Genomic DNA, 20,149 nt, shown 5'->3' on the forward strand with positions numbered 1-20,149 from the left:
GTTGCTCGCGTCCACTGTGTTGGTTCTGAAACCACGAACAATCAGACTGTGTTGGTCACCGGTTGGTTGTCTGTTTCATAGTGTTTCGGTGGTCATAGCGTAGGGGAAACGCCCGGTTACATTTCGATCCCGGAAGCTAAGCCTTACAGCGCCGATGGTACTGCAGGGGGGACCCTGTGGGAGAGTAGGACGCCGCCGAACTCCTCTTAGAGCTCTGGCTCTTGGGCATGCCGCCCGAGAGCCAGAGCTTTTTTGTGTTGAGGTAAGGTCAGGGGGCATCATTGGCTCGTTCCACCCCAGGAGGCCCCCGCGTGGAGGTCCAGGAGACCCGCGTGCAGACCGACCGGGTCCTCACCATCCCCAACATCCTGAGCATGGCCCGCCTCGCCGGCGTGCCGCTCTTCCTGTGGCTTATCCTCAGGCCCGAGTTCGGGGGCCCCAAGAGCGATGGCTGGGCCCTGCTGGTGCTGGCCCTCAGCGGGATCAGCGACTACCTGGACGGGAAGCTCGCGCGGCGCTGGAACCAGATCAGCAGCCTCGGCCGACTCCTGGACCCCGCGGCCGACCGGCTCTACATCCTGTCCACCCTGGTGGGCCTCACCTGGCGGGAGATCCTCCCGCTCTGGCTGACCCTCGTCCTGCTCGCCCGCGAAGCGGTCCTGCTCGTGATGGTGGGCATCCTCCGACGGCACGGCTATCCGCCGCCCCAGGTGAACTTCCTGGGCAAGGCCGCCACCTTCAACCTCATGTACGCCTTCCCTCTACTACTGCTCAGTGACGGAAGTGGATGGATCGCGTCACTCGCTGCAGTTTTCGGATGGGCGTTCGCCGGATGGGGTACAACCCTGTACTGGTGGGCAGGTGTTCTCTACGTGGTTCAGGTCCGCCGCTTGGTCCGTGCGGACACCATGGCCGATTGAACTCGTTCGCTGATTGAGCGGCCCCGGCGGCCGGATGGCCCGCTCTGCAAAAGTGCGGGACTCTGGACGAGGGAAGTCGGTCAACCCGTCATCTCTTAGAGGAGGACGCTTCCGACATGAAGGCCGTCGTGATGGCCGGAGGCGAAGGCACACGCCTTCGTCCGATGACCTCGAGCATGCCCAAGCCGCTCCTGCCGGTGGCCAACCGGCCGATCATGGAGCACGTTCTGCGGCTGCTCAAAAGGCATGGGCTCAACGAGACCGTGGTCACCGTCCAGTTCCTGGCTTCGCTGGTCAGGAACTACTTCGGTGACGGCGAAGAGCTCGGAATGGAGCTCACCTATGCCAACGAGGAGAAGCCACTCGGTACCGCCGGAAGCGTCAAGAACGCCGAAGAGGCGTTGAAGGACGACGCCTTCCTCGTGATTTCCGGCGATGCCCTGACCGACTTCGACCTCACCGACCTGATCAATTTCCACAAGGAAAAGGGCGCGCTCGTCACCGTGTGTCTGACACGCGTGCCCAACCCCCTGGAATTCGGTATCACCATCGTCGACGAAGAGGGCAAGGTCGAGCGCTTCCTGGAGAAGCCGACCTGGGGCCAGGTCTTCTCGGACACCGTGAACACCGGTATCTACGTCATGGAGCCCGAGGTCTTCGACTACGTCGACCCCGACGTGCCCGTGGACTGGTCCGGTGACGTCTTCCCGCAGCTGATGAAGGAAGGCAAGCCCGTCTACGGCTACGTCGCCGAGGGCTACTGGGAGGACGTCGGCACGCACGAAAGCTACGTGAAGGCCCAGGCCGACGTCCTGGAGCGCAAGGTCGACGTCGACATCGACGGTTTCGAGATCTCGCCCGGCGTATGGGTCGCCGAGGGCGCCGAGGTGCACCCCGACGCCGTGCTCCGGGGACCCCTGTACATCGGCGACTACGCAAAGGTCGAGGCCGGCGCCGAAATCCGGGAACACTCGGTGGTCGGCTCCAACGTCGTCGTCAAGAGCGGCGCCTTCATGCACAAGGCAGTCGTCCACGACAACGTGTACGTCGGCCCCCACAGCAACCTGCGGGGCTGCGTCGTCGGCAAGAACACCGACATCATGCGCGCCGCGCGGATCGAGGACGGCGCGGTCATCGGAGACGAGTGCCTGGTCGGTGAAGAATCGATCATCCAGGGCAACGTCCGGGTCTACCCGTTCAAGACCATCGAGGCCGGTGCCTTCGTCAACACCTCGGTCATCTGGGAGTCCCGCGGACAGGCGCATCTCTTCGGGGCCCGCGGGGTGTCCGGCATCCTCAACGTGGAGATCACGCCGGAGCTGGCCGTACGGCTGGCCGGCGCCTACGCGACCACGTTGAAGAAGGGGTCCACCGTCACCACGGCCCGCGACCACTCCCGCGGTGCCCGTGCGCTGAAGCGGGCGGTGATCTCCGCCCTGCAGGCCAGTGCCATCGACGTACGGGACCTGGAGAACGTACCGCTGCCCGTGGCGCGGCAGCAGACCGCGCGGGGCAGTGCCGGCGGCATCATGATCCGGACCACGCCCGGGGTGCCGGACTCCGTGGACATCATGTTCTTCGACGGACAGGGCGCGGACCTCTCGCAGGGCAGCCAGCGGAAGCTGGACCGGGTCTTCGCGCGGCAGGAGTACCGTCGGGCATTCCCCGGGGAAATCGGTGACCTGCACTTCCCGTCCAGCGTCTTCGACTCGTACACCGGGTCGCTGCTGCGCAACGTCGACATCACGGGGATCGCGGAGTCCGGGCTCAAGGTCGTCGTCGACGCCTCCAACGGCAGCGCGGGGCTGGTCCTGCCGAGTCTGCTCGGCAAGCTGGGCGTTGACTCGCTGACCATCAACCCGGGTCTCGACGAGTCCAGGCCGACGGAGTCGGCCGACATGCGGCGGTCGGGGCTGGTGCGTCTGGGCGAGATCGTGGCGTCCTCCCGGGCGGCGTTCGGCGTGCGGTTCGACCCGGTCGGTGAGCGGCTGTCGCTCGTCGACGAGAAGGGCCGGATCATCGAGGACGACCGGGCACTGCTGGTGATGCTCGACCTGATCGCGGCCGAACGGCGCAGCGGCCGGGTCGCGCTGCCGGTCACCACCACGAGGATCGCCGAGCAGGTGGCGGCGTACCACGGGACCCAGGTCGAGTGGACGACCACCTCTCCCGACGACCTGACGCGTGTCGGCGGTGAGGAAGGCGCGATCTTCGGCGGCGACGGCAAGGGCGGCTTCATCGTCCCGGAGTTCAGCAGCGTCTACGACGGTACGGCGGCCTTCGTGCGGCTGATCGGGCTGGTGGCCCGGACGCAGCTCACGCTGAGCCAGATCGATGCGCGCATCCCGAAGGCCCACGTCCTCAAGCGCGATCTGGCGACTCCCTGGGCCGTCAAGGGCCTCGTCATGCGGCGGGTCGTCGAGGCCGCCGGAGACCGCTTCGTGGACACCACGGACGGTGTGCGCGTGGTGGAGACCGACGGGCGCTGGGTGATGGTGCTGCCCGACCCCGCCGAGGCGGTCACCCACCTGTGGGCCGAGGGCCCCGACGACGCCTCCGCACAGGCGCTGCTCGACGAGTGGTCCGCGGTGGTGGACAGCGCGGGCCGGTAGAACACACCGCACGCGTGCGTGCCGGACAAGTGTCCCCAAGGGGGCCTGTCCGGCACGCCGGTGGGGCCATTCGGAGGTAGTGGTGGTGGCGTGCGACGATGTGCGGCATGCCGCAGCAACCCCCCGTTCGGAGCACATTCACGCGGCCCGCTCGCCCGGACGCCTCCATGTCGTTGCTCACCAACGTCATGGACCACAGCCTGGATGACGGCTACGCCGAAACCGCCGCACGGAAGAAGGCCGACGGCGGCGGCGGTGTGCCGAGGACTCTCCGGGCCAAGCTCGGACTGGCCGCCGGGCTGGTCCTGGCTGCCCTGGTCGTGACGGTCGGTGCCGCCCAGGCGCGGGTCGCGGCTCCCGCGGTCGCCAAGGAGCGCGAAGAACTCATCGACCGTATCGAGGGGGAGACCTCGGCGGCCGACAAGCTCGAGAAGACCGTCGACGAACTGCGCCAGGACGTGAGCGCGCGCCAGCGCGAGGCGCTGGAGAAGAACGGCGACAGCGGTCGGTCCGACCTGATGGGCGTCCTGTCGGGCGCGGTCGAAGTGCACGGCCCCGGCGTGAAGCTCGTGGTGAACGACGCCAAGGACGCGGGCACGGGCGGCGACGGGCAGGCGCGCGGCACCTCCGGGTTCTCCGACACGGGCCGGGTGCGGGACCGGGACATGCAGCGGGTCGTCAACGGGTTGTGGGAGTCGGGGGCCGAGGCGATCTCCATCAACGGTCAGCGTCTGACGGCACTGTCGGCGATCAGGGCCGCCGGTGACGCGATACTGGTCGACAACAAACCGCTCGTGCCGCCGTACACGGTGCTCGCGGTGGGGGACGGCGAGCGGCTCAGCACCCGGTTCCAGGACAGCGCCGACGGGATCTACCTGCATGTCCTGCAGGAGAACTACGGCATCCGCACGGCCATCTCCGCCGCGGAGGACCTCGAGCTGCCCGCCGCACCGAGCATGACCGTACGTACAGCACAACCGATAACCGGGAAGGGCACATCGTGATCGCCGTACTGGGCCTCGTCGTGGGAGTCGTGGCCGGCCTGTTGGTCCGGCCCGAGGTGCCGGCGGCCGTCGAGCCGTACCTGCCGATCGCCGTCGTGGCGGCGCTCGACGCCGTCTTCGGCGGTCTGCGGGCCATGCTCGACGGCATCTTCGACGACAAGGTCTTCGTGGTGTCGTTCCTGTCGAACGTGGTGGTGGCCGCGCTGATCGTGTTTCTCGGCGACAAGCTGGGCGTGGGGGCCCAGCTGTCCACCGGGGTCGTGGTCGTCCTGGGCATCCGCATCTTCTCCAACGCGGCGGCGATCCGCCGCCACGTCTTCCGGGCGTGAGGCCGATGAGAGACCACGGCGAGCAGAATGCGCACAGGCTGCGCAAGGAATTGCCCGACGAGGTACCGCCGCCACCCCCGGCGGAGGTGGCCCCGGCCGGCGACGCGTCGGACGGGACGCCGGGTGAGGGGCGGCGGGCGCCGGGCACCGGGCTGACCGGCAGGCAGAGGCTCGTCAAGGGGCTGTGGCCGCCGCGCCTCACCCGGGCTCAACTCATCGTCGCGCTGCTGCTGTTCGGCCTCGGTTTCGGCCTGGCCGTCCAGGTGGCGTCCAACAGCGAGGGCGACAGCGCGCTGCGCGGCGCACGGCAGGAGGATCTGGTCCGCATCCTCGATGAACTGGACGACCGCACTCAGCGTCTTGAAGACGAGAAGCAGGTCCTGGAGAAGCAGCGCGACGAGCTGGAGAACAGCTCCGACCAGGCCGAGGAGGCCCGCAGGCAGACTCTCGAGAAGGAACGGCAACTCGGCGTCCTCGCGGGCACCGTGGCCGCCCAGGGACCCGGTATCACGGTGACGATCGAGGACACGAAGGAGACGGTCGAGGCGGACATGCTGCTCGACGCCATCCAGGAACTGCGGGCGGCGGGTGCGGAGGCGATCCAGGTGAACGGCGTGCGGGTCGTCGCCGGCACGTACTTGACGGACGCCGACAAGTCCGTGAACGTCGACGGGAACAAGATCAACGCACCGTATCGTTTCCAGGTCATCGGCAAGCCGCAGGACCTCGAGCCGGCTCTCAACATTCCTGGAGGAGTGGTGCAGACACTGGAGAAGGAACAGGCCACCGTTACTGTGGAGCGGTCGAGCAAGATCGTCGTGGACGCCTTGCGAGCGGCGAAGCAGCCTGACTACGCTCGGTCGTCCTCCCAGTGAACCAGCGGTGCATGGGGGGCGACCGGCCAGGGCATGAGGTTGCGGGGGGTCGGCGCACCGATTGGGTGGTGCGTGGTGGAAACTGTCTGGTGATGACGGACGTTGTGAAGGTGTCCGGGTCGGCCAGTAGGTTCAGTCAGGGTTCGTCCTGCCCCACGGGCGGGTCTGTTTCGGTCAAGGGGAATCGCCCGTGAAGTTGTTTGCGAAATGGTTCGGCAAGAGCGCGCGAGAGGGCAGCGACAACGCGACCGCCCGCCATCGCGCACAGCCCGACGCGGAGGGCCGCCGCCCGATGTTCCGGGACCAGGTGGGTGGTCCCGGTGGCGACGTTTCCGGTGGTCAGGGCGCGCCGTCTGTTGACCCTGCGCAGTCCGGCGGCATAGGTTTCGGGCAACCGCCGACCTCGGGTACGGGTGAAGGGTTCCCCCCCGGCCCGTACGCGTCGAACGCCCCGGCGGGGCAGCCGCGGCAGGAGGATCCGTCCATGTCGGCCCTGGTGTGCACGAGGTGCGGCAACCGCAACGCGGAGAACAGCCGTTTCTGCTCCCACTGCGGCGCGCCGCTGCGTGCCGGGGCGGTTCCGGAGCGTGCGTCCGAGACGACCTCCACGATCTCCATCTCCGGCCTGGAGGCGTACGACGCCGAGGTCACCGGCCAGACCGCGGTGCCGGCGCTCTCCCCCGAGGCGCAGGCCGCCGTCGACGCGCTGCCGCTGGGCTCCGCGCTCCTGGTGGTGCGCCGTGGTCCCAACTCGGGCAGCCGCTTCCTGCTGGACGGCGAGCTGACCACCGCCGGGCGTCATCCGCAGAGCGACATCTTCCTGGACGACGTGACGGTCTCCCGCCGGCACGTGGAGTTCCGCCGCGGTCCGGACGGCTCGTTCACGGTCGCCGACGTCGGCAGCCTGAACGGCACGTACGTCAACCGCGAGCGCATCGACCAGGTCGCCCTGTCGAACGGTGACGAGGTGCAGATCGGCAAGTACCGGCTGGTCTTCTACGCGAGCCAGCGGGGTTACTGACCCGCCCCCGGGCCTTCACCCGGGGAACCCCCAGGGAAGGTCCATGCTTCAAACACCGAGCGGCGGTGCCGGGCACGGCGCCGCCGCCACGGACAGTGGGCTGATGAGCATCGGCACGGTGCTGAACGCACTGCGTGACGAGTTCCCCGACGTCACCATCTCCAAGATCCGTTTCCTGGAGTCGGAGGGCCTCGTCGAGCCGCGACGGACCCCCGCCGGGTACCGCAAGTTCAGCGCGCACGACGTCGAGCGTCTCGGCCAGGTGCTGCGCATGCAACGTGACCACTATCTGCCGCTGAAGGTGATCCGCGAGCATCTGGACGCCATGGAGCGCGGCGAGGCGGTGCCGCTGCCGGTACTGGGCCGGCAGCGGGACGGAGAGTCCGCGCCGGAGCGGGCCGAGCAGCCCACGGCGGTCAGGATCGGCCGGGACGAGCTGCTCGCCGCGGCCGGGATAGGCGATCAGGAGCTGAAGGAGTGGGAGTCGTACGGGCTCGTCGCTCCCCTGTCCGACGGGGCGTACGACGCCGAGACGGTCACCGTGGCTTCACTGGTGGTCGAACTGGGGCGGTTCGGGATCGAGCCGCGCCACCTGCGGGTGATGAAGGCCGCCGCAGACCGGGAGGCCGGGCTCGTGGACCAGGTGGTGGCGCCGCTGAAGCGTCACCGCAACCCTCAGACCAGGGCGCACGCGGAAGCCCGCACCAAGGAGCTGGCGGGGCTGGCGGTGAAGCTGCACGCGGCACTGGTGCAGACCGCCCTCGGCGTGCGGCTGCCCTGAAACGGGCCTTCTCCAAGGTCTGGATCACCCACCCGTTCCCGGCCCGACTACCCAAAGGTCCCGGGCACGGCCTAGGGTTGCTGTGTGAACGAGCTCGATGTCGTAGGTGTCCGGGTCGAGATGCCCTCCAACCAACCGATCGTGCTGCTGCGCGAGGTGGGAGGCGACCGTTACCTCCCCATCTGGATCGGGCCGGGGGAGGCGACGGCGATCGCCTTCGCCCAGCAGGGTATGACCCCCGCGCGGCCGCTGACCCACGACCTGTTCAAGGACGTGCTGGAAGCCGTCGGCCAGGAGCTCACGGAAGTGCGCATCACGGACCTGCGGGACGGCGTCTTCTACGCCGAGCTGGTCTTCGCGAGCGGCGTCGAGGTGAGTGCCAGGCCGTCCGACGCCATAGCGCTGGCCCTGCGTACCGGAACACCGATCTACGGCAGCGACGCGGTGCTCGACGACGCCGGCATCGCCATCCCGGACGAGCAGGAGGACGAGGTCGAGAAGTTCCGCGAGTTCCTCGACCAGATCTCGCCCGAGGACTTCGGGACCAGTAACCAGTGAGCCGGGCGGGCCGCCGCGGTGCACGGCCTCGGGCGGCCTTCGTTCAGGCACATTCGGCTAGCCTTTCCCCGTGATGGGGCACGCGAAACCACTCTTGGGGTGATTATCACTCGGCGTGCCGAGTGTGGCGATCGTTGACGCACCCTTGGTGACTGCCTACCTTCGAGGAGGCAGGTCAAGGACGGAGGTCGGCGTGAGAATGAGCGGCGACGGTACGGCTGGGGGTGGCTCCGGGCACGGCCTCGGAGCGAGTGGACCGTACCCTCCCCCGAGCTCTCGGCTCCGCGCGGGCGGGGGGTATCCCCAGCAGGGTGGCGCGGTCGACCCCACCCCGCAGCGACCGGCCGTCGTGCCGGACGGCGGAGGGACGGCGTCCACGACGTCCGAGCAGATCGGCTACCGCGGGCCGACGGCCTGTGCGGCCGCCGGTATCACCTACCGGCAGCTGGACTACTGGGCCCGCACGGGCCTCGTCGAGCCCAGTGTGCGGCCCGCGCACGGCTCGGGGACGCAGCGCTTGTACAGCTTCCGCGACGTCGTGGTGCTGAAGATCGTCAAGCGCTTCCTGGACACCGGGGTGTCCCTGCAGAACATCCGCACCGCGGTCCGGCACCTCAGCGAGCGTGGCTTCAGGGACCTGGAGCGGATGACGCTGATGAGTGACGGAGCCACGGTCCACGAGTGCACGTCACCCGACGAGGTGCACGCCCTGCTCCAAGGCGGTCAGGGCGTCTTCGGCATCGCCGTCGGCGTCGTGTGGCGGGACGTCGAGGGGGCGCTGTCGCAGTTGCACGGGGAGCGGATCGACACGGGGGAGACCCTGGTCGGGCACAATCCGGCGGACGAGCTGGCGCGACGTCGCAACCGGGCGGTCTGAACACCGCCGGACGCGGACGGGACGTTGTCAGTGGCGTAGGGCAGCATCGGAGAGGTGAGAACCGCGCCCACGATCCTGCATCTCGACATGGATGCCTTCTTCGCCTCGGTGGAGCAGGCGTCCAAGCCGAGTCTGCGCGGGAAAGCCGTGATCGTGGGCGGTCTCGGGCCACGGGGAGTGGTCGCCACGTGCTCGTACGAGGCACGGGTCTTCGGCGTGCACTCGGCGATGCCCATGGGCCAGGCCCGGCGGCTGGCGCCCCACGCCGCGTACCTCGTGCCGCGCTTCGCGCTCTACCGGTCGATCAGCGAGCAGGTGATGCGCTTGCTGCGGGCCCTGTCGCCCCTGGTGGAGCCGCTGAGCCTGGACGAGGCGTTCGTGGACCTGGAGGCCGGCGGGGCGGCCCGGGACGCGGCGTCGGCGCGGCTGGCCGGCCAGCGGCTGCGCACGGACATCCGCGCCGTCACCGGACTCACCGGATCGGTGGGGCTCGCCGCTTCCAAGATGCTCGCCAAGATCGCCTCGGAGGAGGCCAAACCCGACGGCCTGGTCGTGATCCCGCCGGGGACGGAGCGGGCCATGCTGGAGCCGATGTCCGTGCGGACGCTGCCCGGGGTGGGGCCGGCGACGGGAGACCATCTGCGGCGGGCCGGGATCACCACGGTCGGCGAGCTGGCGGAGGCGGGCGAGGACGAGCTCGTCCGGCTGCTGGGCAGGGCGCACGGGCACGCCCTGTACGCCATGGCCCTGGCCCGTGACGACCGTCCCGTGGTCTCGGAGCGGGAGACGAAGTCGGTGTCGGTCGAGGACACCTACGACGTGGACATCCACGACCGGGTGCGGGTCGGTGTGGAGGTGGGACGGCTGGCCGACCGGTGTGTACGGCGGCTCCGTGCGTCCGGGCTGTCCGGGCGGACCATCGTGCTCAAGGTGCGCAGGTACGACTTCTCCACGCTGACGCGCTCGGAGACCCTGCGCGGGCCGACGGACGACCCGGCGGTGGTGCGCGAGGCGGCGGCCCGGCTGCTGGACTCGGTGGACACCACGGGCGGCGTGCGGCTGCTGGGAGTCGGCGTCAGCGGGCTGGCCGACTACACGCAGGAGGACCTGTTCGCGCAGGCGGCGGGGGACCGTGCCGAGGAACTCGCCGAGGAACCCGAGGCCGAGCCCGCCGACGAGCACCTGCCGGCGCCCACCGAGCGCCGGTGGCCGTCGGGGCACGATGTGCGGCACGCCGAGTACGGGCACGGGTGGGTGCAGGGAAGCGGGCTGGGGCGGGTCACCGTGCGGTTCGAGACGCCGTACTCGACGAGGGGGCGGGTGCGGACCTTCGCGGTGGACGACCCGGAGCTGACACCGGCGGATCCGCTGCCGCTCGTGCCTCCCGTGCCGCGAGGACCCGGGGACGCGGGGGCGGCGGCCGCGGAGCCGGGCCCGGCGGTGGACGCCGCAGCGGACACCGGCCCGCCGGGGCCGGGGCGCCCGGTCCCCGGTTAGCGGTGGGCGCCGCGGGGCCGGTCCGTCAGCTCTCTTCCTTGCCGTGGCCGGCCAGCTTGCCGAAGTCGTGGTCGGGGGGCGGGGGAGTGGCGGCGACGTCCAGTCCGTAGTGGTGGTAGAGCTGGAGTTCCTGCTCCGGCGAGAGGTGGCGGCCGACACCGAAGTCGGGGGCCTCCTTGATCAGCGTCCGGTCGAAGGGCACGCGCAGGCTGCCGTCGACCAGTTCGCTCGGCTCCAGCGGCACGAAGGCGTCCCTGCTGAACAGGCCGGTGCGTATGGCCGCCCACTCGGGGACGCCGGTGGCGTCGTCGAGGTAGACCTCGTCGATGGTGCCGATCCGGGTGCCGTGGCGGTCGAACGCCTTGCGGCCGATCAGGTTCCGCGGGTCGATGTCAGTACGCACGGGGCCCTCCACTTGGTCGCACTGGGTCGCACACCAGCCGCCGAATCATCCGTAAGTACTACAAAAGAGCACATGGAGCGGGTCGGCCACTCGAAGACCCGTGCGGTGAGGGCGCTGGTACGCTGGCAAACGGCTGCTGACCCCGTGCGGGAGAGTCCTCCGGACATCACCGGAGGCGCCGAAGGAGCAAATCCTCCCCGGAATCTCTCAGGCTCACGTACCGCACGGACGAGGTCACTCTGGAAAGCAGAGCGGGTGTCGACGGCTTCCGCTCTCACCGACGGTGAAAGCCGGTGGGGCCTCGGGCCGCCCCGGTGAAGCTCTCAGGTCGAGATGACAGAGGGGGAGGCCGTCCGGGCACCCGCGCCGTGGTGCCCCTCGCAGGTCGTCAGACCAGGAGGCCTCCGCAATGACCGCCCACCGCATTCCGCTCTCCGAGCTCGAACAGGCAGCGCCCTTCGAGCAGCGCCACATCGGCCCCGACCACGAGGCCCAAGCCAAGATGCTCGCGCAGGTCGGTTACGGTTCGCTCGACGAGCTGACGGCCGCCGCGGTGCCGGATGTGATCAAGAACGCCGAGGCGCTGGACCTGCCCGGCGCGCGCTCCGAGGCCGAGGTGCTGGCCGAGCTGCGCTCGCTCGCCGACCGCAACCAGGTCCTCGACTCCATGATCGGCCTCGGTTACTACGGCACCTTCACCCCGCCGGTGATCCTGCGCAACGTCATGGAGAACCCTGCCTGGTACACCGCGTACACCCCGTACCAGCCGGAGATCAGCCAGGGCCGTCTGGAGGCCCTGCTGAACTTCCAGACCATGGTCGCCGAACTCACCGGCCTGCCCACCTCCGGCGCCTCGCTGCTGGACGAGGGCACCGCCGCCGCCGAGGCGATGGCCCTGTCCCGGCGCATGGGCAGGAACAAGAAGGGCCTGTTCCTCGTCGACGCGGACGCGCTGCCGCAGACCATCGCCGTGATCCGGACCCGTGCCGAACCGACCGGTGTCGAGGTCGTCGTCGCCGACCTGAGCGAGGGCATTCCGGCCGAGGTCGCCGAGCGGGAGATCAACGGCGTCCTCCTCCAGTACCCGGGCGCCTCCGGTGCCGTCCGCGACCTCAAGCCGGTCATCGACCGGGCGCACGAGCTCGGCGCGCTCGTCACCGTCGCCGCCGACCTGCTCGCCCTCACCCTGCTCACCTCGCCCGGCGAGCTGGGCGCGGACATCGCCATCGGCACGACGCAGCGCTTCGGTGTGCCGATGGGCTTCGGCGGGCCGCACGCCGGCTACATGGCGGTGCACGAGAAGTTCGCGCGCAGCCTGCCCGGCCGCCTGGTCGGCGTCTCCGTGGACGCCGACGGCAACAGGGCCTACCGCCTCGCGCTGCAGACCCGCGAGCAGCACATCCGCCGGGAGAAGGCCACCAGCAACATCTGCACCGCGCAGGTGCTGCTCGCCGTCATGGCCGGCATGTACGCCGTATACCACGGGCCCGAGGGGCTGCGGGCCATCGCGCGGCGCACCCACCGGTACGCCACGGTCACCGCCGCGGGTCTCGCGGCCGGCGGCGTCGAGACCGTGCACGGCGCCTACTTCGACACGGTCACCGCGCGGGTGCCCGGCCGGGCCGACGCGATCGTGCACGCCGCGCGCGAGAACGGCATCAACCTGCGGCTCGTCGACGCCGACCACGTGTCGTTCGCCTGCGACGAGACCACCACGCGCGCCCAGGTCGGCGGCGTGTGGAACGCTTTCGGCGTCGAGGGCGACATCGAGGCGCTGGACGCGGCGACCGGGGAGACGCTGCCCGAGGCGCTGCTGCGCACGGACGACTTCCTCACCCACCCCGTCTTCCACCAGTACCGCTCCGAGACCGCGATGCTGCGCTACCTGCGCCGCCTGGCCGACCGGGACTACGCGCTGGACCGCGGCATGATCCCACTGGGCTCCTGCACCATGAAGCTCAACGCCACCACCGAGATGGAGCCGGTCACCTGGTCCGAGTTCGGTGGGCTGCACCCCTTCGCGCCCGCCGAGCAGGCGCAGGGCTACCTCACCCTCATCCGTGAGCTGGAGGAGCGGCTCGCCGAGGTCACCGGGTACGACAAGGTCTCGCTCCAGCCGAACGCCGGATCGCAGGGCGAGTTCGCCGGTCTGCTCGCCGTACGCGGCTACCACCGGGCCAACGGCGACGACCAGCGCACGGTCTGCCTCATCCCCTCCTCCGCGCACGGCACCAACGCCGCCAGCGCGGTGATGGCCGGCATGAAGGTCGTCGTCGTCAAGACCGCCGGGGACGGCGAGATCGACGTCGAGGACCTGCGCGCCAAGATCGAGCAGCACCGCGACCAGCTGGCCGTGCTCATGATCACGTACCCGTCCACGCACGGCGTGTTCGAGGAGCACGTGGCCGACATCTGCGCCCAGGTGCACGACGCCGGCGGCCAGGTCTACGTGGACGGCGCCAACCTCAACGCCCTGGTCGGCCTCGCCAAGCCCGGTCACTTCGGCGGCGACGTCTCGCACCTGAACCTGCACAAGACCTTCTGCATCCCGCACGGCGGCGGCGGTCCCGGCGTCGGCCCCGTGGCCGTACGGTCGCACCTGGCGCCGTACCTGCCCAACCACCCGCTGCAGCCCGCGGCCGGTCCGCGGACGGGTGTCGGCCCGATCTCCGCCGCGCCCTGGGGGTCGGCGGGCATCCTGCCGATCTCGTGGTCGTACGTCCGGCTGATGGGGGGCGAGGGCCTCAAGCGCGCCACGCAGGTGGCCGTGCTGTCCGCCAACTACATCGCCAAGCGCCTGGAGCCGCACTACCCGGTGCTCTACACCGGTCCGGCCGGGCTGGTCGCCCACGAGTGCATCATCGACCTGCGTCCGCTGACCAAGGCGACCGGCGTCAGCGTCGACGACGTCGCCAAGCGGCTGATCGACTACGGCTTCCACGCGCCGACGATGTCGTTCCCGGTGGCCGGCACGCTGATGATCGAGCCGACCGAGTCCGAGGACCTGGCCGAGCTGGACCGTTTCTGCGAGGCGATGATCGCCATCCGCGCGGAGATCGAGAAGGTCGGTTCCGGCGCCTGGTCCGCCGACGACAACCCGCTGCGGGGAGCCCCGCACACCGCCGGTGCGCTGGGTGGCGACTGGGACCACGCGTACACGCGCGAGGAGGCCGTCTTCCCGGCCGGGGTGTCCGCCGCCGACAAGTACTGGCCGCCGGTGCGCCGCATCGACCAGGCCTTCGGCGACCGCAACCTCGTCTGCTCCTGCCCGCCGCTGGACGCCTACGAGGACTGAGCAGGGGCGAGAGGTCCCGTCCAGCCCCAACCGCAGGGGGCTGGACGGGACCTCTCGCCGTGTCAGGCGGTCGCCAGCGACACCTCCGTCGACTTCACCAGCGCGACGACGGGAGCGCCGACGGCCAGGCCCAGGTCGTCGGCGGCCTCCCTGGTGATCGCGGCGGTCAGTTCGGCGCCCTCGACGGCGACCCGGACCGAGGCCATCGCCTCGCCCGCGGTGAGGGCGGTGACCGTCCCGGGCAGCCGGTTGCGGATGGACAGGCCGTCGACGCGCCCGGTGGCCAGGGAGACCTCCGTCGACTTCACCAGGGCGCGGACGGCGGTCCCGGCGGCGAGACGGAGGTCATCGGCGGCGTCGCGGGTGATCGCCGCGGTGAGGTCCTGGCCGCCGGAGAGGCGGACCCTGACCGTCGCCATGGCCTCGCCCGGGGTGAGGGCCGTGACGGTGCCGGGGAGTTGGTTGCGGATGCTCGGGCTCATGGGGGCAACGTAGCCCGGCCGCGGGTTCATGCCGGGTACGCGTGCGTCTGCGTCGCCTTGACCGTCGCCCACACCGGTGCGCCCGGGTGGAGGCCGAGTTCGGCCGCGGCGACCGCGGTGAGGTCGGCGGTGAGCGCGAGCTCGCCGGTGAGGGCCACGCGGATCTGGTCGCCGTGCGTCTCCAGGCCCGCGACCTCGCAGCGCCACAGGTTGCGTGCGCTGGAGCCGGCGGGGTGTTCCCCGTACAGGGTCACCGCTCCCGGGGGGAACGCCACGAAGACCGGACCGGAGAGGTCCTCGGTGGTGGTGATGGCGGGCCCGGAGCCGAGCCGCACGGTGTGGCCGTCGGCCTCCCCGCGGTAGAGGTTCAGGCCGACGAGCTGAGCGATGTAGTCCGTGCGGGGGCGGCGGGCGATGTCGGCGGGGCCGCCTTCCTGGACGACCTTGCCGTCCTCGACGACGACCAGCCGGTCGGCCAGCACCATGGCGTCCAGCGGGTCGTGCGTGACCAGCACGGCGACGGCCTCGAACTCGGCCAGGTGACGGCGGAGCTGGGCACGCACCTCCAGGCGTGTCCGGGCGTCCAGGGCCGCCAGCGGCTCGTCCAGCAGCAGCAGCCGGGGGTTGGTGGCCAGGGCGCGGGCGAGGGCGACGCGCTGGGCCTGGCCTCCGGAGAGGTGGCGCGGCTTGGCGCCCGCGTGGTCGGACAGCCCCATGCGCGCCAGCCACGCGGCGGCCCGCTCCCGCGCCCGGGCCCTGTTCACGCCCCGGCAGCGGGGTCCGAAGGCGACGTTGTCGAGCGCGGTGAGGTGCGGGAAGAGCAGGTAGTCCTGGAAGACCACGCCGACCGGGCGTGACTCGGTCGGCGTACGGTCGAGCGCGATGCCGTCGAGGCGCAGGCGGCCGTCCGTGAGCGGTTCCAGGCCGGCGAGCGCGCGCAGGGCGGTGGTCTTGCCGGCGCCGTTGGGGCCGAGCAGGGCGACGACGTCGCCGGGCGCGGCGGTGAGCGCGACGTCCAGACGGAAGGTGCCGCGGTCCACGACGAGCCGCGCGTCGAGGCCACTGCCGGAGGTGGGGCCGCCCGGGGCTTCGGCGCCGGTGGTTGGTTCGTCGGTGTCGGTCATGTCGCCCTCGTCCGGCCGGAGGTGAGGTTCTCGTCCGGTCGGTCGTGGTGCCTTCGTCCGGTGGGACGCGAGGTCCTCGTTCGGCCGGAGGGCCGGTCGTGATGCCCTTGTCCGGTCGGACGCGAGGTCTTCGTCCGGTCGGTCGTGACGGCGTCGCCCGGTCATGACGCGCTCATCCAGCGGTCCCGGAGACCGGCCAGTACGGCGATGGAGACGGCCAGCAGCACGAGGCTGAGGGCGATCGCCGCCGCCGGGTCGTTCTGCAGGGCGAGGTAGACCGCCAGCGGCATGGTCTGGGTCCGGCCCGGGAAGTTGCCGGCGAACGTGATCGTCGCCCCGAACTCGCCCAGTGCGCGGGCCCACGCCAGGACCGCGCCCGCCGCGACGCCCGGGGCGATCAGCGGCAGCGTGACCCGTCGGAACGCGGTGAAACGGGAGGCGCCCAGCGTTATGGCGGCCTCCTCGTAGCGAGGGTCGGCGGCACGCAGGGTGCCCTCGACGCTGATGACCAGGAACGGCATGGCCACGAAGGTCTCCGCGAGGACGACGCCCGTCGTCGTGAACGGCAGCGTGATCCCGAACCACGCGTCCAGCCACTGCCCGATGACACCGTTGCGCCCGAACGCCAGCAGGAGCGCCACGCCGCCCACCACCGGGGGCAGCACGAGCGGGAGCGTCACCAGGGCACGGACGAAGCCGCGGCCGGGGAACGCGGTGCGGGCCAGCAGCCAGGCCAGCGGCACGCCGACGACCAGGCTCAGCGCGGTCGCCGACGTGGCGCACAGGAGCGACAGCCGCAGGGCCCGCCACACCTCGGGGCTGGTCAGCTGGTCGGGCAGGCCGCGCCACGGCGCCCGCACCAGCAGGGCGACCAGGGGCAGCAGCAGGAACGCCAGGCCGACGAGGGCCGGCAGCAACAGGGGGAGCGGCACGGTGCCCGTCCGACCGCGACCGCGACGGCGGACGCGCCCGGGCTCACCCCCGACGCCGTCGACCGTCGTGCCGCCGCTCCCGGCGGGCCCGGCCGGGGCGGACCCGGTCACGGCGCGCTTCCTCACGGCGTGCGGAACCCCGCGTCGGTCAGGACCCGCTGCCCCTCGGCGGACTTCACCAGCTCGATGAAGACCTGCGCCGCGTCGGCGTGGGGAGCGTCCTCGAGCAGGGCGATCGGATAGTCGTTGACGGCCTCGGCCGCTTCGGGGAAGTCCACGCCCGTCACCTTGCCGCCGGCGGCCTTCACGTCGGTCTTGTACACGAGGGCGGCGTCGGCCTCCTTCAGCTCGACCTTGGTCAGCGCGGACTTGACGTCCTGCTCGTACGAGACCGGTGTGAGGTCGAGCCCGCCGGCCTGCAGCGCCTTCCGCGCCGCGGCGCCGCACGGGACGGTCTCGTCGCACAGCACGACCTTGAGGCCGGAGGCGGTGAGGTCCTTCAGGGAGGCGATCCGGTCGGGGTTGCCCGGCAGGGTCGCGATCTCCAGCTCGTTGCGCGCGAAGGTGGACGGGGGACCGGCCGTGGCGCCGGCCTCGGTGACCATGGCCATGGTCGTCGGGCTGGCGGAGGCGAACACGTCCGCCGGGGCGCCGCCGGTGATGCTGGCGGCGAGGGTGTCGCTGCCGGCGAAGTTGAAGGTGACCTCGGTCCCGGGGTGCTGCTTCTCGAACTCCTCGCCGAGCGCGGTGAAGCTCTCCTTGAGCGAGGCGGCGGCGAAGACGGTGACCTGGCCGGAGACCTTCGCGGAGGCCGACGAGGAGGAACCGGCCGAGTCCGAGGCCGCCTCCGAGCCGGAGGACGACGAACACGCGCTGAGCGCCAGCAGCACGGCGGCCCCCGCACCGCTCACCCGGAGGTTCCGGTGGCTACGACGGTTTCCGGGTGCGGAACGGGGCGTCACAGGGTCACTCCCTCTGTCGTCTGAGGCAGGAGGACGACGGGTCCGGGTGCCGGGCTGCGTCGGGCTCCTCGTTGCGTCGATCATACTTCCGCATCTGCCAGCCGTAAGTCTGCTGTCGCATCGCATGAGCGAGGCAGTCCACGAAAACCCCTAGCATGTGCGTTCGTACGGGAGGGGGTGCCGGGTCAGGCTCTGTCGACATGGACGTTCGTCGACTTCACGCGGGCGGTGGCCTCCATCCCGACCTCCAGGCCGAGTTCCTCCACCGCCTCCCGGGTGAGCAGGGAGACGAGCCGGTGCGGTCCGGCCTGGATCTCGACCTGGGCGGCCACGTCCCCGAGCTTGATCGCGGTCACGATGCCGGGGAACGCGTTGCGGACCGAGGTGTGCGGGGCCTCCTCGTCGGCGCCGTCCGAACGGGCGAGGTCGACCGAGAAGGCGGCCAGGTCCCGTCCGTCGACGAGCCGGCGGCCCGCTGCGTCGCGGTGGGTCGTGATCCGGCCCGCGTCGGCCCAGCGTCGGGCGGTGTCCGGGCTGACGCCGAGCAGCCGCGCCGCCTGGCCGATCGTGTAGGACTGCATGCCGGTCACGATAGGCCGCGGGCGGGGCGCGGTGGACACGGGGTCGGCCGCTGGGTGTAACGCGATATAACGGAAGGCTGTCACGGGCGATGACCGGCGTTCGTCTCGGACGCCGGGCAGGTCGTGGTGCGTTCGCCGTGCCGGGGTTCGGACGAAAGGTGCAGGACCCGGGGCCGGGCGGCGGCCCGGTCGGTCCGTCGTCGGTGCAGTGCCGGAGCGGATCGCGGGCTCCGCGCCCGGCCCCGGGCGGGACGGGCCCGGCGGCTCGCCCCGGGCCGGCCGGAGCACCGTACGGGTGACATGACCGCGACGGCGCGGGGTGCTACGAACAGTGACCGGGCCCGGACATGCGTGGGGGCCGGTTCGCGGACGTGTCCGCGGGCCGGCCCCGGACTGCTCCCGGCGGTGTTCTTCCACACCGCCCGGCTCTCGCTCAGGCGGCGGTCGTCAGGCCCGCGCCGACCGGGCGGTGCGGGGCGATGACCTGGCCGTCCGGCAAAAGCTCACCGGTGTCCTCGAAGAGGACGACACCGTTGCACAGCAGGCTCCAACCCTGCTCCGGGTGGTGCGCCACAAGACGGGCGGATTCCCGGTCGGCGGAGTCGGCTGAGGGGCACGGTGGCTGGTGCTGACACATGAGTGGGGTCTCTCGGTCTGTGGTGTCGCGTGATTGCGCTGTCTTGTCTGTCCCGCGGCGTGAAGCATCGTTCATGGCCGCCCCCCGTGTGTGTGAACTCGGTCGAACCCAGTGTTGCCCTACGTGCCTCGATCCGCAGGGATTTCGCGGCACCGCTTCTCACAGGTTGATGACGCGTCACCCGCGCGGACGGTTCACCTCGACTCACTGTCACTTCGGGTGGTTCGGCATGGCCGGATGGGGCTAGTCCGCGCGGGTGGGTGAGGGGCGGGTCAGGCCGGGGAGCGCTGCAGCCTGGCCGGCGTCACCCGATGGGTGAGGACCGGCAGCAGCTCGGCGACCCGGTGCGGGCGGTGGGCCGCGATGCCGGGCGGCGCCGGTGCCAGCGGCACCAGCAGGTCGGTGGCCGCGGGGTGCCCCGCCGCGGCGTCCGCGGTGCGGTCCCCGTGCAGCCACAGTGTGAGCATGTACAGCCCGGGAACCGACAGCAGGCGCGGCTGGTGGGACTGGGGCACCGACTCGGCCTGGCGCAGCGCGCGCTCGGTCGAGGCGACGTAGGGGCCCTCGAAGAAGTGCGAGAACGCCCAGCCGTCGGGGGTCAGCATGGTCTCCGCCGCCGCCACCGCCCGGTCGCCGCAGCGGATGAGGAACCGCCATCCGGTCAGCCGGGTCACCGCCACGCCCTCCGGTGTGATCCGTTCCAGGACGTGCACCGGCAACGGCTGTTCGGGCGTGAGGGGTCCCTGGGCGACGAGCAGGGAGGGAGTCCGGGCCTCGCGGACCGCGGTGGGGGAGGAGAGGGCGGTGAGAACGGAGCGCAGGGCGGGCGCGGGGGCCGTGGAGACATGCAGGGGCATGATGGGTCGCCTCTCATTCGAAGGCACGATGGCGCGAGGGCGGAGCGGGGCGGACGACGCTGTCGGCTCACGAGGGTGGGAGGCAGGGGCCGGAATCCGGGAAACCGAGAAGTGGGTGAGGCCTGCCGCGCGTCAGACTCGACGGCAGGATCCATCGACCGTTGACGCCGGTCTTCTGCCTTGTCCGCGGAGTTTATACGACATGCGTTCAGACTGTGTTTCGACTAGCCGATCGAGGCAACACGTACAAGGTTGCATTCGGCCTTCGCTATGCGGTAATCCTCCGGATTTCGAACCGGGTGTGCGACCCTGACCTCGGGATATGCTCACCGAGCGGTCGGCCCATTGTCATCGACTTTTTTCACGAGTTCGAGGGCCTGGAAACTGCTCCGCGTGCCATGC

Annotated in this window: 19 protein-coding genes, 1 rRNA gene and 1 riboswitch; of the genes, 12 read left to right on the forward strand and 8 right to left on the reverse strand. The window is 70.8% G+C overall.

The window, feature by feature from the left end; genetic code table 11:
- Window positions 1-84: 84 nt before the first annotated feature.
- The 11 genes from rrf (at window position 85) to ACVV2G_RS11950 (ending at window position 10,474) form a co-directional block, all read left to right on the forward strand.
- Window positions 85-201 (forward strand): 5S ribosomal RNA (gene rrf / locus ACVV2G_RS11900).
- A 110-nt stretch (window positions 202-311) separates the two neighbouring features.
- Complete coding sequence (gene clsA / locus ACVV2G_RS11905; RefSeq protein WP_453842628.1) at window positions 312-920, forward strand: cardiolipin synthase ClsA; 609 nt, start codon at window positions 312-314, stop codon at window positions 918-920.
- 116 nt (window positions 921-1,036) lie between these two features.
- Entirely contained in the window at window positions 1,037-3,532 is a 2,496-nt protein-coding gene (locus ACVV2G_RS11910; RefSeq protein ID WP_453842629.1) for a sugar phosphate nucleotidyltransferase, read from the forward strand.
- A 167-nt stretch (window positions 3,533-3,699) separates the two neighbouring features.
- Window positions 3,700-4,536: a DUF881 domain-containing protein gene (locus tag ACVV2G_RS11915; RefSeq protein ID WP_453842630.1), complete on the forward strand. Its 837-nt coding sequence runs from the start codon at window positions 3,700-3,702 to the stop codon at window positions 4,534-4,536.
- Window positions 4,533-4,865, forward strand: coding sequence for a small basic family protein (locus tag ACVV2G_RS11920; protein ID WP_003977440.1), 333 nt, complete (start codon window positions 4,533-4,535; stop codon window positions 4,863-4,865). Before ACVV2G_RS11915 ends, ACVV2G_RS11920 begins: the two co-directional genes overlap by 4 nt.
- A 5-nt stretch (window positions 4,866-4,870) precedes the next feature.
- Entirely contained in the window at window positions 4,871-5,740 is an 870-nt protein-coding gene (locus ACVV2G_RS11925; RefSeq protein ID WP_453842631.1) for a DUF881 domain-containing protein, read from the forward strand.
- 484 nt (window positions 5,741-6,224) lie between these two features.
- A complete protein-coding gene (locus ACVV2G_RS11930) occupies window positions 6,225-6,761 on the forward strand; it encodes an FHA domain-containing protein (RefSeq protein WP_453842632.1) in 537 nt (178 codons plus the stop codon).
- Between the two features lie 43 nt (window positions 6,762-6,804).
- Window positions 6,805-7,542 carry a transcriptional regulator FtsR gene (ftsR, locus tag ACVV2G_RS11935; protein ID WP_453842633.1) on the forward strand — a complete coding sequence of 246 codons (738 nt, stop codon included), beginning with the start codon at window positions 6,805-6,807 and terminating at the stop codon, window positions 7,540-7,542.
- Between the two features lie 84 nt (window positions 7,543-7,626).
- Window positions 7,627-8,100: a bifunctional nuclease family protein gene (locus ACVV2G_RS11940; protein WP_453842634.1), complete on the forward strand. Its 474-nt coding sequence runs from the start codon at window positions 7,627-7,629 to the stop codon at window positions 8,098-8,100.
- A gap of 193 nt (window positions 8,101-8,293) precedes the next feature.
- Window positions 8,294-8,977, forward strand: coding sequence for a MerR family transcriptional regulator (locus ACVV2G_RS11945; RefSeq protein WP_453842635.1), 684 nt, complete (start codon window positions 8,294-8,296; stop codon window positions 8,975-8,977).
- A 54-nt stretch (window positions 8,978-9,031) separates the two neighbouring features.
- A complete protein-coding gene (locus ACVV2G_RS11950; RefSeq protein ID WP_453842636.1) occupies window positions 9,032-10,474 on the forward strand; it encodes a DNA polymerase IV in 1,443 nt (480 codons plus the stop codon).
- A gap of 25 nt (window positions 10,475-10,499) precedes the next feature.
- On the opposite strand, the gene ACVV2G_RS11955 is transcribed toward ACVV2G_RS11950, so the two are convergent.
- The gene (locus ACVV2G_RS11955) at window positions 10,500-10,877 is read right to left on the reverse strand and encodes a PRC-barrel domain-containing protein (RefSeq protein WP_453842637.1); all 378 of its coding nucleotides are present in this window, start codon (window positions 10,875-10,877) and stop codon (window positions 10,500-10,502) included.
- A gap of 137 nt (window positions 10,878-11,014) precedes the next feature.
- Window positions 11,015-11,110: riboswitch (glycine riboswitch) on the forward strand.
- A 176-nt stretch (window positions 11,111-11,286) separates the two neighbouring features.
- On the opposite strand from ACVV2G_RS11955, the gene gcvP reads away from it, so the two are divergent.
- Entirely contained in the window at window positions 11,287-14,172 is a 2,886-nt protein-coding gene (gcvP, locus tag ACVV2G_RS11960) for an aminomethyl-transferring glycine dehydrogenase (RefSeq protein ID WP_453842638.1), read from the forward strand.
- A 62-nt stretch (window positions 14,173-14,234) separates the two neighbouring features.
- Here the strand turns inward: gcvP and ACVV2G_RS11965 are convergent, their stop codons facing one another.
- The 7 genes from ACVV2G_RS11965 to ACVV2G_RS11995 form a co-directional block, all read right to left on the reverse strand.
- A complete protein-coding gene (locus tag ACVV2G_RS11965) occupies window positions 14,235-14,654 on the reverse strand; it encodes a TOBE domain-containing protein (RefSeq protein WP_453842639.1) in 420 nt (139 codons plus the stop codon).
- Between the two features lie 26 nt (window positions 14,655-14,680).
- Window positions 14,681-15,778 carry an ABC transporter ATP-binding protein gene (locus ACVV2G_RS11970; protein WP_453842640.1) on the reverse strand — a complete coding sequence of 366 codons (1,098 nt, stop codon included), beginning with the start codon at window positions 15,776-15,778 and terminating at the stop codon, window positions 14,681-14,683.
- Window positions 15,779-15,939: 161 nt separating this feature from the next.
- Window positions 15,940-16,821: a molybdate ABC transporter permease subunit gene (modB, locus tag ACVV2G_RS11975; RefSeq protein WP_453842641.1), complete on the reverse strand. Its 882-nt coding sequence runs from the start codon at window positions 16,819-16,821 to the stop codon at window positions 15,940-15,942.
- An 11-nt stretch (window positions 16,822-16,832) separates the two neighbouring features.
- Window positions 16,833-17,621 (reverse strand): molybdate ABC transporter substrate-binding protein, encoded by a 789-nt coding sequence (modA, locus tag ACVV2G_RS11980; RefSeq protein ID WP_453842642.1) that lies wholly within the window; start codon window positions 17,619-17,621, stop codon window positions 16,833-16,835.
- A 236-nt stretch (window positions 17,622-17,857) separates the two neighbouring features.
- Complete coding sequence (locus ACVV2G_RS11985; protein WP_453842643.1) at window positions 17,858-18,253, reverse strand: TOBE domain-containing protein; 396 nt, start codon at window positions 18,251-18,253, stop codon at window positions 17,858-17,860.
- Window positions 18,254-18,686: 433 nt separating this feature from the next.
- Window positions 18,687-18,890, reverse strand: coding sequence for a DUF5999 family protein (locus ACVV2G_RS11990; protein ID WP_453842644.1), 204 nt, complete (start codon window positions 18,888-18,890; stop codon window positions 18,687-18,689).
- Between the two features lie 272 nt (window positions 18,891-19,162).
- Window positions 19,163-19,747: a hypothetical protein gene (locus ACVV2G_RS11995; RefSeq protein WP_453842645.1), complete on the reverse strand. Its 585-nt coding sequence runs from the start codon at window positions 19,745-19,747 to the stop codon at window positions 19,163-19,165.
- Between the last annotated feature and the right edge of the window lie 402 nt (window positions 19,748-20,149).

The organism is Streptomyces sp. JK94, assembly GCF_053613315.1.

What these genes read in the sequence shown, in the direction of transcription:
- ACVV2G_RS11990 (WP_453842644.1), bottom strand. Translation starts at nt 18,890, where the DNA reads ATGTGTCAGCACCAGCCACCGTGCCCCTCAGCCGACTCCGCCGACCGG.
- ftsR (WP_453842633.1), top strand. Translation starts at nt 6,805, where the DNA reads ATGCTTCAAACACCGAGCGGCGGTGCCGGGCACGGCGCCGCCGCCACG.
- ACVV2G_RS11930 (WP_453842632.1), top strand. Translation starts at nt 6,225, where the DNA reads ATGTCGGCCCTGGTGTGCACGAGGTGCGGCAACCGCAACGCGGAGAAC.
- ACVV2G_RS11910 (WP_453842629.1), top strand. Translation starts at nt 1,037, where the DNA reads ATGAAGGCCGTCGTGATGGCCGGAGGCGAAGGCACACGCCTTCGTCCG.
- ACVV2G_RS11985 (WP_453842643.1), bottom strand. Translation starts at nt 18,253, where the DNA reads ATGCAGTCCTACACGATCGGCCAGGCGGCGCGGCTGCTCGGCGTCAGC.
- gcvP (WP_453842638.1), top strand. Translation starts at nt 11,287, where the DNA reads ATGACCGCCCACCGCATTCCGCTCTCCGAGCTCGAACAGGCAGCGCCC.
- ACVV2G_RS11965 (WP_453842639.1), bottom strand. Translation starts at nt 14,654, where the DNA reads ATGAGCCCGAGCATCCGCAACCAACTCCCCGGCACCGTCACGGCCCTC.
- ACVV2G_RS11915 (WP_453842630.1), top strand. Translation starts at nt 3,700, where the DNA reads ATGTCGTTGCTCACCAACGTCATGGACCACAGCCTGGATGACGGCTAC.
- ACVV2G_RS11925 (WP_453842631.1), top strand. Translation starts at nt 4,871, where the DNA reads ATGAGAGACCACGGCGAGCAGAATGCGCACAGGCTGCGCAAGGAATTG.
- ACVV2G_RS11995 (WP_453842645.1), bottom strand. Translation starts at nt 19,747, where the DNA reads ATGCCCCTGCATGTCTCCACGGCCCCCGCGCCCGCCCTGCGCTCCGTT.
- ACVV2G_RS11970 (WP_453842640.1), bottom strand. Translation starts at nt 15,778, where the DNA reads ATGACCGACACCGACGAACCAACCACCGGCGCCGAAGCCCCGGGCGGC.